The organism is Limnobacter parvus (assembly GCF_024623725.1).
Classification (GTDB): domain Bacteria; phylum Pseudomonadota; class Gammaproteobacteria; order Burkholderiales; family Burkholderiaceae_B; genus Limnobacter; species Limnobacter parvus.
This window is the reverse complement of the sequence record NZ_JANKHG010000027.1, coordinates 139320-151604: the sequence shown is the minus strand read 5'-3', so window position 1 is coordinate 151604 and position 12285 is coordinate 139320. Positions and strand designations below refer to the sequence as shown.

The 12285-nt window shown below is 52.0% G+C and carries 11 protein-coding genes; 7 read left to right on the top strand and 4 right to left on the bottom strand.

Going from position 1 to position 12285, the window contains the following annotated elements:
* The first annotated feature begins 94 nt into the window (after positions 1–94).
* The gene (locus tag NSP04_RS14395) at positions 95–997 is read left to right on the top strand and encodes a DMT family transporter (RefSeq protein ID WP_257513045.1); all 903 of its coding nucleotides are present in this window, start codon (positions 95–97) and stop codon (positions 995–997) included.
* A gap of 2 nt (positions 998–999) precedes the next feature.
* Here NSP04_RS14395 and NSP04_RS14390 read toward each other — a convergent pair whose 3' ends face one another.
* The 3 genes from NSP04_RS14390 to NSP04_RS14380 all read right to left on the bottom strand — a co-directional run bounded on the left by NSP04_RS14390 (position 1000) and on the right by NSP04_RS14380 (position 4015).
* A complete protein-coding gene (locus tag NSP04_RS14390) occupies positions 1000–2628 on the bottom strand; it encodes a Tad domain-containing protein (RefSeq protein WP_257513044.1) in 1629 nt (542 codons plus the stop codon).
* Positions 2621–3049 (bottom strand): TadE/TadG family type IV pilus assembly protein, encoded by a 429-nt coding sequence (locus NSP04_RS14385; RefSeq protein WP_257513043.1) that lies wholly within the window; start codon positions 3047–3049, stop codon positions 2621–2623. Before NSP04_RS14385 ends, NSP04_RS14390 begins: the two co-directional genes overlap by 8 nt.
* Before the next feature lie 393 nt (positions 3050–3442).
* A complete protein-coding gene (locus tag NSP04_RS14380; RefSeq protein ID WP_257513042.1) occupies positions 3443–4015 on the bottom strand; it encodes a hypothetical protein in 573 nt (190 codons plus the stop codon).
* A 131-nt stretch (positions 4016–4146) separates the two neighbouring features.
* Here NSP04_RS14380 and NSP04_RS14375 point away from each other — a divergent pair, with 131 nt between their 5' ends.
* From NSP04_RS14375 to NSP04_RS14360, 4 genes are read left to right on the top strand one after another with little or no spacing between them, the layout of a single operon-like run.
* Entirely contained in the window at positions 4147–4530 is a 384-nt protein-coding gene (locus NSP04_RS14375) for a PA2779 family protein (protein WP_257513041.1), read from the top strand.
* Positions 4527–5480, top strand: a complete 954-nt coding sequence (locus NSP04_RS14370) for a PA2778 family cysteine peptidase (protein ID WP_257513040.1) — start codon at positions 4527–4529, stop codon at positions 5478–5480. The genes NSP04_RS14375 and NSP04_RS14370 overlap by 4 nt, the downstream gene beginning before the upstream one ends.
* Complete coding sequence (locus NSP04_RS14365) at positions 5481–5747, top strand: SemiSWEET transporter (RefSeq protein WP_257513039.1); 267 nt, start codon at positions 5481–5483, stop codon at positions 5745–5747. It abuts the gene before it with no gap.
* Positions 5744–6475 carry an SDR family oxidoreductase gene (locus tag NSP04_RS14360; protein WP_257513038.1) on the top strand — a complete coding sequence of 244 codons (732 nt, stop codon included), beginning with the start codon at positions 5744–5746 and terminating at the stop codon, positions 6473–6475. The genes NSP04_RS14365 and NSP04_RS14360 overlap by 4 nt, the downstream gene beginning before the upstream one ends.
* 1 nt (position 6476) lies before the next feature.
* Here NSP04_RS14360 and NSP04_RS14355 read toward each other — a convergent pair whose 3' ends face one another.
* A complete protein-coding gene (locus NSP04_RS14355; RefSeq protein WP_257513037.1) occupies positions 6477–7781 on the bottom strand; it encodes an NAD(P)/FAD-dependent oxidoreductase in 1305 nt (434 codons plus the stop codon).
* Positions 7782–7965: 184 nt separating this feature from the next.
* Between NSP04_RS14355 and NSP04_RS14350 the strand changes: the two genes are divergently transcribed.
* Positions 7966–9126 (top strand): efflux RND transporter periplasmic adaptor subunit, encoded by a 1161-nt coding sequence (locus NSP04_RS14350; RefSeq protein WP_257513036.1) that lies wholly within the window; start codon positions 7966–7968, stop codon positions 9124–9126.
* 24 nt (positions 9127–9150) lie between these two features.
* Positions 9151–12285, top strand: a complete 3135-nt coding sequence (locus NSP04_RS14345; protein ID WP_257513035.1) for an efflux RND transporter permease subunit — start codon at positions 9151–9153, stop codon at positions 12283–12285.

Below are 12285 nucleotides of genomic sequence, written 5' to 3'. Positions count from 1 at the left end.
TGTTCAAATTTTTCCGGAATATATTCCGGACACCCCTCTTCAAGCGGCTCAATTTAAGCATACTTGCGCATTCACTCACCACCTGATGAAAACCATGAGTCAAGCCAGTGCGCTGCGATTGTTGCTGCTGTCCATGATCTGGGGAGCATCTTTTGTATTCTACAAAATCGCAGCTGTAGACATGGCCCCAACCCTGATGGCCGCGTTGCGGGTGATGTTTGGTGCCCTGTTTCTGGGTGGGCTTTTCGCGCTCACACACAAAAAAACCCAGGTGGTCAAACGCTGGAAATTGATTGCAGCCATCGCAGTGTTTGCTTCAGCGCTGCCATTCACTTTGGTGGCCTATGCATCGTTGACAGTGACGGCTTCTGTGCTGGTCATCATTAATGCCACAGCGCCAATATGGGCCGCACTGGTTGCACTCATTTGGACCCGCGCAGTGCCCTCACCCATGGCTATTCTGGGGCTTTTGCTGGGTTTGGCAGGAGTCGGAATCATTGTGGGTTTGGACACAACAACATTGAATACGGAAGGCACAGGATTGGGGATTGCCGCCGCACTGGGTGCTGCAGCCTGCTATGGGATTGCCACCAACATGGCCAAGTATTTGGGAAGCGACATTGACCCGTTAACCAATGCATTCGGGTGTCTGTTGTTGGGCTCGTTCATCTTGCTGCCCTTTGTTCCGTTCAGTCTGCCAGCACAGATGCCTGCGGTGAGCAGCTGGCTGGCGATACTGGGCGTGGGCGTGTTGTGCAGTGGAGTGGCTTACCTGCTGTACTTCCGTCTGGTCATGGACATTGGACCCACGTCGGCGCTGACGGTAACCTTTCTGACACCTGTTTTCGGGGTGTTGTGGGGCAATTTATTTCTGGATGAAACCGTGGGCTGGCACACCTTGATTGGCGGCGTTGTGGTGCTGGCCGGAACAGCCTTGGCCGCAATGTATGGATTACAAAAACCGGTCCCTGTGTCTCAAATAGCAACGCCTGATTAATCTTATCGGGTCAACACTACGCTTTGGCAATCCACTGAATCCACATTCACAGTCACTGTATTTAAATCGACGCCCAACACCTGTAACAAGCTGTCAAGAATATTGCCGACCAGGCCCAAGATAGGCCGAAGCGCAGGCTCAAGTGCATTCAGTAACACGTTGACCAAGCCATTGACAATGCCACTGATCAATGGCCCCACAAATGGCAAATCCAGGTTGATATCAAGGTCTGTGTTTTGTAGCAGGCTACCCAAAGTTTCACCCAGGTTTAAATCAACTGTTTCGCTAAATGGCGCCACACCATCAAAGCTGCTTTGCACCGGGTCCGCACGCAAACTGGCTTCTGCACCCACGGTAACCCCGGCATTGACCACACCCAGGAGGGTAACGTCCAAAACCTCCGCTGGGGCACCACATTCCAGCGCTCCCACGGTGGTATTCAAATTAGCGGCTGCGCTGGAAATACAAACCTCTGCAACGGCAGGAACAACTGTCATGACCATGTTGTTGCTTGCACGTGGGTATCGGCAACTCAGTTCATTCACCTCTGCAAGACCACCCGCAACCCGCAACTGCAAACCCAAATCAAGGGCACTTAAATTGATCAAGGCGAGGTTCAAATTCAAAGGTTGACGCACACGTACATCAAGCGCGACCTGGGCAGTACGACCTGTTGCGATTGGATCTTTGTACGGTGTTTTCCGACCGACAAACACCTGGGGTGCTTCAAGAATATTCACGCCCACATCGAGATTCAAAAGACCCGACGAAATTGGTAACATGTACCCCACGCCTTCAACAGCATTCAGCAAAGTAACCTGCGCAAGCTGTCCCAAGCTGACTTCAAGCGGCGTGTTGGTGCGCCCCGACAAATCAAGTGCCAGCAAATCACCGACAGTAACGTTCACACTGTTCAAGGGACCGCTAAGCAAACTCAACAATCCCTCAACCTGCATTTTGTCAGCCTGTTCTGCATTACCAACCAACAAAGCATCTTCCAGCAAGCCAAGCGCGGACAAATTCAAAGCCAACAAATCGTTAACACTGCCAAGGCCCAATTCGGTGCTTAGAGCAAGCAGATCAACACGAATGTCGCTACCGAGCAAACTGCCCCATTGCGCCACATTCAAATTGATTGCCCCACCGCCCAGGGCAGTTAGCAGACCATTGAGCAAGGCGGATTGATTGGTGTCCAAAGCGATCAGCCCAGAAGAAACTGTTCCAACCACAGTGGGTGTCACTGTTGCTTCAGCCAATACAGAAAGATTCTGATTAGGGAAAAACAGCAAAAGCGCACTCAAGGAACGATTAATCGTGACCCTGGCTGTGATGGCATTGGCACAGTCTGCGGTGACCGCGTTGTCAATGATGCAATCAATCGTGATTACATCGTCAGCTTGTAAACCATTTTCCAGCGCAATTGCTTGTGCTTCAGAAAAATCAGGGCCGTTTGCCATTTGGCGCGCCGCAGTGAGGGCTACCAAATCAGCAACACTTTGCAGTCGGTTCTTTTCCCAAGCGGTATGCCCAACAGCCAGAACCCCGATGGCACCAAGACTCATCAAGATTACGAAAACAGTCAAAATTGAATATGCACCCCTTTGAGCTGGAAAATGGTGGTGATTAACCATCGTTGGGCTCCACGCGTGTGGTGGATTCCGCAGACAAATTGCTGGGCAGAGGAATAAAGAATGAATTGCCAACAATAGGGTTGCTGCTGTAATTGGGATAATCCAGACGCAGACGCAAGCACACCGAATCGCCGCAGGCAAATGAATTTACAGAGGGCACAACACGTTCGCGGAAAGTGCCAACGTAAGCAGGCAGCAAGTCTTGCAGAGCTTCCTGACTTAAATTTTCATAATCCGATGTGGTAAACCCGCTTCGATAGACCGTGGCCTGTCGCGCCGCTTCACCCGTGGTGTTGTTCATGATTAACAAGGCACCCAGCAACACGGAATATTCAACGATTGCAAATATGACCGCCAGAAGAACAGGAATGGTCAACACCAGTTCAATCAACAGTGCACCGCCCTGACGATTTTTGCGCATGATCTTCATCGTTGTTCCGGAATTCACCCAAAAGGTTAGTCAAATTGGGTTAGCCCAATTGTTACGTAATCACTTTGCCATCAAACAGTGGCAATGATAGCAACAAACAAGGATGATTTTACTGCTTTATTTACGTGAACAAGAAAAAATCTTTTATATTTCAACCATTTAAATATTATCGCGATACGAAATAAAAATGAGTTTTTTCTTCTGCTGTGCATCTTCCAAGGAGCCTAACTAACCATTAGTAGCTAACCGGTGTAGGAATAATTTGGAGTGAAACTCAAGGTAGCGCTGCACAAGACAAGGGCCAACACGAAGGTCGGCCCTTGGAGGGAAAATACACAGTCAACTTCTCTAGATGACTGTCAGGATGACTTGAATATTGCGGTTTTAATCGTCCCGACCACGCCCATGCTTGCCATGCCCGCGTCCATCGTGTTTCCAGTCTTTGCGATCGTAACCGCGGGAGTCATATCCACGACGGTCATCTCGGCGATATTCACGACGGTCATAGTCGCGGCGATTGTAGTCCCGGCGATCGTACACATCACGGCGATCATAACCACCCCGGTTTACATAAGTAACGCGGTCACGGTACACGTAGCGTTGATCAATGTACCGTGGGCTGAAATTGTAATAATCGCGCGACTTCACAAAGTAAACAGGGCGTGAACATGCGCCGTACCGATCACAGTAACGATCCCATTTTTTTAAATGCCCCGGGGGTACGTGCAGATACACAGGCGACAAAATGCGTGATTGGCGCTTGATGATCAGCGGCTCGGCATAAACCAAGGTTGGGTAGCGGCCGTTGTCGAGATTGACCGAACCGTAAACACCGGGCAACACCTCACCGCCCACGCCAATTGAAATGTTAATGGCTTGCGCTTGGGTTGGTGCCAAGGCCAGACCAGCCAAAACTGCGCAACTGGCCGAAAAAATTCTGAACAAACGATTTTTCATCACAAATCCTCCTTGCTGTGATGTCAACTAAAACGCAGGGGCTTTCGTTTGGTTGACTCGGAATAAGCAAGCAGTGATGCTTGTTTAACCGTATGATGAATTTCCCACACACAAGAATGATGGAGTAAAAAATGACTAAATCCATGCGCGGAACAGCACTTGCAGTTTTGTTGAGTTTTTCAAGCAGCTTTATTGTTGCACCCGCTCACGCTGCAATCGTAAGTACCGAACAAGCTGTTGCCATGCATCAGCAGGACCGTACCGAACTTAAACAATTCTTCGACCGTGAAGACATTGCGAACGCTTTGCAAGCACATGGCGTAAGCCCTGAGGTTGCCAAAGCTCGCGTTGATTCCATGACCGAAGAAGAGGCACAGAAGCTTGCAGCCCACATTGAAGATGCCCCTGCGGGCGCCGGCATTGTTGGTGTAATATTCACTGTGTTCATTATTTTGTTGGTAACCGACATTCTTGGCTTGACCAAGGTATTCCCGTTTACCCGATCAGCTCGATGAAATTAAGTTTTTCTAGTACCGCCTGGGCCCGCTTGGCGGGTTCAGCAGTACTTGTAGGGCTGTTGGCAGGCTGTTCCCTGCTGCCAACGGTCCCGCAAGACCTTCAAAGTACCGTTCAATCTCAGCCCCCCGTTGAATTAAAAAACGTACCCTTCTTCGCTCAGGAAGAGTTCTATTGTGGCCCATCCACATTGGCCATGGTCCTGAACCATGCTGGCGAAAGCACTGAACCCAACAAACTTGCCGAACTGGTTTATCTGCCCGGCCGCCAGGGTAGTTTACAGCTTGAAATGCTGGCTGCCCCACGCCGCCTTGGCTACCTGAGTTACCAGATCGAGCCAAAATTACCTGCCCTGTTTGACGCCCTGAATGCGGGGTCGCCAGTGGTTGTGCTGTTAAACCTGTCGTTGCAGATTGCCCCGCAATGGCACTATGCCGTGGTGGTGGGCTATGAACCGGCCACCAACAACATGATTCTTCGCTCTGGCCCCAAAGAACGTGAGCTGATCCCGGTTGCCACCTTCCTGAAACTTTGGGAACGATCAAAAAATTGGGGATTCACCGTGATTAAACCGGGTGCTGAACCGCCTAACTATGTGAACGCGCAGGGTTATTTGAATTCTGCTGTCGCGCTAGAACGTTCTGACATCAAAAACGCCGGACTTGCTTATCAACAAGGGGCAAAAACATGGCCAACAGAACCCTGGTTCCACTTTGGCCTGGGTAATCTGGCCTATGGTGCTGAGAAGTACGTTGAAGCTGAACAGTACTACCAAAAGGCGGTCGGTGTTTACCCAGATATGGCCGACGCCTGGAACAACCTAGCCGAGACATTGATCAAGTTGGATCGCAAGAGCGAAGCACGCGCCGCAATTAACAAAGCCATCGCGATTGGTGGCAGCCGTGTCGCGGTGTACAAAGAAACAGCCCAGAAAATTCAGGCCGACTAAATGCAGGTTGATTGGGCCCAGGCACTGGGCTTCATGGCAGCAGCACTGACCACCTTTTCGTTTGTTCCACAGGTGGTCTATTGCTGGAAAACACGCGACACCCACAGTATTTCTTTGGGCATGTACGCGTGTTTTTGTTTGGGTGTTCTGTGCTGGCTGATCTATGGATTAATGGTAAAACAGTGGCCTGTAGTGGCCGCCAATGCAGTCACCTTGGTGCTGGCCAGTTCCATCCTGTACCTTAAGTTGAACCAAAAAAAACCATGATCAAAGCGATAGTAACGGGTCACAGCAAAGGGCTCGGTTTGGGAATCGCGGGAGCTCTTCTGGCGCAAGGACACCCAGTTCTGGGTCTTTCCAGCTCGATAAACACCACACTTCAACCTCGGTTTCCAACTCTTTTGCATCAAATCGCAATTGATTTAAGTGAAAACTCAGCGCTCGAAATCCTGGAAACATCCCCGGAACTGCAACAATTCATTGAAAACGCAACACTTTTACTTTTGATTAACAATGCAGGTCGGGTCACTCCAATTGGCCCTTTGGAGACACAAAACCCCCACGATGTTTCACGCAGTGTGCAATTGAATGTAGGTACGCCGCTGGCACTGAGCGCGCTCATTTCCCAGCAGCTAAAACCTGTCCAGCAGCTGCGTATTTTGCACGTTTCCAGCGGTGCTGGGCGAAGTGCCTACTCGGGCTGGGCCGTGTACTGCGCCACCAAGGCCGCGCTCGACATGCATGCGCAGGCGGTTCAACAAGACAATCTATCGAATGTGCGCATTTGTAGCCTGGCGCCAGGTGTGATTGACACGGGCATGCAGGCGCAAATCCGCCAAGTCGACGAAGCGCACTTCCCGAACAAACAACGCTTTATTGAACTACACGAACAAGGATTGTTGACCAGTGCAGAAGAAACCGGCGCACGAATACTTGGCTATTTGCTGGGGCCAAAGTTTGGTGAAATTGCCGTGGACGATTTGCGCACTTACTAACCTAATGCAGCTTCACCAAGGGCGTGGCGCGTTTGACCAGAAATCTCGCCAAAGCCAACAGCACAGTTTTCATTCCGCCTAGCACTGCATAGTGATGCATCAAGTGCAAGCTTGCATACATGGTGCGTGCAAAAAAACCCTCAACAAACATGCTGCTGGATTTGAACAAACCACCCATCAAGCTGCCTACCGAACTTCGCGAACCCAGTGACACCAGCGATCCGTGGTCTTTGTACAAGTAGGGTTCCCTTGTGGCAGATTTGCCCTTTTCCTGACTCAATATGGCCTGGTAAATATAGTCCGCTTGCTGATGGGCAGACTGCGCACGCGGTGGCACCATGCTGCCGTCGGGTTGTTCACAGGCGGCACAATCGCCCAGGGAAAAAATATCGCTTTGCCCCTTCACTCGCAAATCGCCCTGTACTTCAAGTTGACCATTGCGGTTCACAGGCAAGCCCAGATTGGCCAGCCAGGCCGGGGCTTTGATTCCAGCAGCCCACACGCACAGGTCGGCCTTGTAACGGTTGCCATGGGCGTCTTCAACCTGCTTGGCAGAAATTTCCACCACCCTGCAGTTGTTCACCACTTTGATGTGCCGTTGTTGCAGCAAAGTCAAAGCAGCGCTTGAAACACTTTCAGGCAGCACGTGCAAAATGGTGGGTGCACCCTCCAAAAGCGTGATGGTTACATCCTTCGCTGCATCAATTCGGCTAAACCCATAACGACTGTGCACGTGGCTTGCCTCGCGCAGTTCGGCGGCCAATTCCACCCCGGTGGCACCTGCGCCAATAATTACAATGTCCAGGCTGGCATCGGGCTGGTCTTTCTTGCGCATGTCGAGCGTGGCCAAATGCTTTAACATCTTCAAGCGGAAGTTTTCAGCCTGTTGGGGCCCGTCCAGTGAAATGGTGTAATCCTGCGCACCCTTTACCCCAAAATAATTTGACTGACTGCCCACAGCGATCACCAACGTTCCAAATGAAAGTACACGTGCGGGCAGTACTTCATCGCCCGCGTCGTCAGTCACCGCAGCAACATTGACCGTTTTATTTGTTGCATCAAGGCCCATCATGGAACCCAATACGAAATTGAATCCGTTGTTGTGAGCCAGCATGGGGTAAGACAAACCTTCTTGGTGAATGTCCAGCGTGCCCGCTGCCACCTCGTGAAGCGATGGTTTCCAGATGTGGTACATCTTCGGGTCCACCAGGACCACCCTGTCAGGCCCAAGCTTGCGCCCCAGCTTGCAAGCCAGTTCCAGACCGCCGGCACCACCACCCACTATCACCACTGAAGAAAGATCCAAAACATTCACTCCATGAAAAAGATTGTTCGTTCATTAGAAACGCATGCGCGCTTGAGCGCAAATTTCAATTTTGGTAGGATAAAGAATGAACGTTCATTCAGTTTTCTTGTCCATTGACAGTTCAGGGGCCTCTCAGCATCAGTGCCCCGCAACTTTCGCATTGATTCCATATTGAGGTAGTTCCATGATTTACAAACGAAATAGTGCGCTGTGCATCAGCGCCTTGTTGACTGTCGGCAGCCTGTCCCTGGCCGGTTGCGGCAGTCAAGAAGGCGGTGCCAATGCTGCAGCCTCGCCAACCCTGCCCCAAGTGCGGGTACTTGAGGTCACTGCAAAACCAGTTTCACTTTTCACCGAACTACCCGGCAGAACCAGCCCTTATTTGATCGCTGAAGTGCGTCCGCAGGTCAATGGCATCATCAAAGCACGCCAGTTTCAGGAAGGCAGCAAGGTGAAGGCTGGAATGTCGCTCTACCAAATTGATCCATCTACCTACCAGGCCGAATATGCCAGCGCCAAAGCCATGCTGGAAAAAGCACAGGCCAGCTTGACCAGCGCAACCATTCGCAATGATCGTTTTCAGGAACTGGCCAAACAGAATGCGGTAAGCCAACAGGAACGTGATGACGCGTTCGCAACGTTGAAACTTGCGCAGGCCGACGTGGCAGCCAGCAAGGCTGCCCTGCAATCGGCCCAGATCAACCTGACTTACACTCGCGTAACGGCGCCGATCAGCGGGCAGATTGGGCGATCCAACATCACCGCAGGTGCTTTGGTGCAACAAGGCCAAACCAATCCACTGACCACCATTCATCAACTCGATCCAATTTATGTCGACCTGACCCAATCCACGACGGAATTGTTGCAACTCAAGCGTGACCTTGAAAGCGGCGTATTGAAAAGTGCAGGGAAAGACGCAGCGACAGTCACCTTGAAGCTTGAGGACGGATCCGATTATGCACAAACGGGCAAGTTGCAGTTCAGCGACGTCACTGTTGACCAAAACACGGGAACCGTAACCTTGCGCGCTGTTTTTCCCAATCCAGACCAACAGCTGCTGCCTGGCATGTATGTGCGTGCCTCACTTGAAGAAGGCGTGCGTGAAGCCAGTATTTTGGTACCGCAAAAGGCCATCATGCGTGATGCCACCGGCGAGCCTTCCGCTTTTGTGTTGACCGCTGAAAATAAAGTTGAAAAACGCAGTGTAAAAACTGCCAGGGCCATTGGTGACCAGTGGCTGATCGCTGAAGGCCTTCAAGCAGGCGACCGCCTGATTGTCGATGGCATTCAGAAAGTTCGCCCCGGTGAAGAAGCCGAAATTATTTCCGACACCGAGAACAAATAAACACCGCCTGGCAGGAGTTGTACGATGTCCCGATTTTTTATTGATCGCCCGATTTTTGCATGGGTGATCGCGATAGTGATCATGCTGGCCGGTGCGCTGGCGATTTTCAATTTGCCGATTGCGCAGTACCCGGCCATTGCGCCACCTGCAGTGACCATTCAAGCGACCTACCCCGGTGCGTCGGCGGAAACACTTCAAGACTCTGTCACACAGGTGATCGAGCAGCGAATGACCGGACTGGATGGCTTGCGCTACATGAAGTCCACGAGCGATTCCACTGGCCGGCTACGAATTGAATTGACATTCGAACCTGGCACCAACCCGGACATCGCGCAGGTTCAAGTGCAAAACAAACTGAGCCTGGCCAATGCGCTGTTGCCCAGTGCTGTCCAGCGCCAGGGCATTCAAGTCACCAAAAGCGCAACCGGTTACCTGTTGGTGATCGCCTTCACTGCGGTCGATGGTGCGTTTACATCAACGGAACTGGCCGACTTTATTACTTCGAATGTTCAAGACACCATCAGCCGAGTGAACGGCGTGGGTGAGGTGCAAGTTTTTGGTAGCCCCTACGCGATGCGCATTTGGTTAAACCCGGACAAAATGAACCAGTTCAAGGTGTCTGCAGGCGACATTCGCAATGCAGTACTTGCACAAAATGCGCAGGTTTCGGCAGGTGAACTGGGCGCAGCGCCCGCTGTGAAGGGGCAATCACTGACGGCAACCATCACAGCTCAAAGTTTGCTTGAAACGCCAGAAGATTTTGAACAGATTATTTTGCGGACATCGGAAGACGGTGCCACCGTTCGTTTAAAAGATGTGGCCCGCCTAGATTACGGCAGCGAAAATTACAATATTCTGCCGCGCTGGAATGGGCGCAATGCATCCGGCATTGGCATACGCCTCGCCTCGGGCGCCAACGCGTTGGACACCGCGGAGTCGGTGATTGAAGAGATGGAGCGTATTACACCGCTGATTCCCGAAGGAATGGAATGGGATGTGTCCTATGACACCACACCATTCGTAAAGATCTCCATTGAAGGCGTTGTGAAAACCTTGATCGAGGCCATCATTCTGGTTTTCCTGGTGATGTACCTGTTCCTTCAAAACTTCCGCGCCACCCTGATTCCAACCATCGCCGTGCCCGTGGTGCTATTGGGCACATTCGCTGTGCTTTCCGCCTTTGGTTTCTCAATCAATACACTCACGATGTTTGCCATGGTACTGGCCATCGGCTTGCTGGTGGACGACGCCATTGTGGTGGTTGAAAACGTGGAACGTGTGATGGCCGAGGAAGGCTTGCCGCCGCTTGAGGCCACACGGAAGTCGATGGACCAGATCACGGGAGCGCTGGTTGGTATTGGCCTAGTGCTGTCGGCAGTATTTGTGCCTATGGCCTTTTTTCCAGGCTCTGCGGGTGTGATCTACCAACAATTCTCAATCACAATCGTATCGGCCATGGCCTTGTCCGTCGTGGTGGCGTTGGTGCTTACGCCAGCCCTTTGCGCGACGATGCTGAAACCCATTGAGAAGGGCCACACGCACGAGAAAAAAGGCTTCTTCGGCTGGTTCAACCGCAAGTTCGATTCCAGCAACACCCGTTACCAGGGCACCGTGGGCCGAATGCTGCAAAAATCAGGCAGGTACCTGATTATTTATGGGGGTTTGCTGGCGATTACCGCCTTCATGTTCACCCGGCTGCCTACTTCGTTCTTACCGAATGAAGATCAGGGCGTGTTCTTCACGCAAGTGCAACTTCCACCGGGCGCTACACAAGAACAAACCTTGCAAGTTCTGGCCAAAATGGAAGACTATTTTCTCAACAAGGAAGAGGCAACGGTGAAGTCTTTGTTCACGGTTGCAGGCTTCAGCTTCTCGGGTACCGGACAAAATTCAGGCATTGGATTTGTTCGCCTGCGCGATTGGAGTGAACGGCCTGGCGATGAAAATTCTGCCGCCAGTGTGGTTGAACGCGCAACCAAGGAATTTGCGAGCTGGCCTGAAGCGCAGGCCTTCGCCTTCGCACCGCCGCCGATTCGCGAACTGGGCAATGCCACGGGTTTTAACCTGTTTATTCAAGACCGCACAGGTTTGGGCCGAGACGCCCTGTTGCAAGCCAGAAGCGACATGATCGCTGAAGCAGCGAAGAATCCTATTCTTTCGGGTGTACGCCCGAACGCGACGGCCGACACACCCCAATACCGACTGAACATTGACAATGCCAAAGCAGGTGCGTTGGGTGTCAGCGTGGCAGAAATCAGCGACACACTGACTTCCGCTTGGGGCGGCAGTTTCATCAATGACTTTCTGGACCGTGGTCGGGTAAAACGCGTGTATATGCAAGCCGATGCACCTTACCGCATGCTGCCAGAAGACCTGAACCGCTTTTTTGTGCGCAACAACCAGGGTGAAATGGTGCCCTTCTCCAATTTCGCAACTGCGGAATGGAGCATGGGCTCGCCCCGACTTGAACGGTACAACGGTTTGCCAGCAGTTGAAATCCAGGGCCAGGCAGCGCCAGGCATGAGTTCTGGCGATGCCATGGACGCAATGGAGGCCATAGCTGCCAACTTGCCAGATGGATTGGGTATTGAGTGGACTGGCCTGTCGTATGAAGAGCGGCAATCCGGTTCACAGGCACCCCTGCTGTATGCGCTTTCACTGCTCATCGTGTTCCTTTGCCTTGCGGCCCTGTATGAAAGCTGGACCATTCCATTTGCGGTCATGTTGATAGTTCCATTGGGTGTTGTGGGTGCGCTGCTGGCAGCCAGCAGCCGCGGCTTGGCCAACGACGTGTATTTCCAGGTGGCCTTGCTGACCACAGTGGGCTTGTCTGCAAAGAACGCCATTCTGATCGTAGAGTTTGCTAAAGATCAGTTTGACCAGGGTCGTGATTTGGTGGAAGCCACGCTGGATGCAGTGCGCATGCGCTTGCGCCCTATTCTGATGACTTCATTGGCATTTGGTTTGGGCGTAGTGCCATTGGCCATTTCGACCGGGGCAGGCTCAGGCAGCCAGAACGCGATTGGTACTGGCGTGCTGGGCGGCACCATTGCCGCCACTGCATTGGGTATTTTCTTCGTGCCTTTGTTCTTTGTGGTGGTGACCCAAATATTCACCAAGAAGCGTGCTCAAAAAAAGACCGCTCAATCGGGAGACTGA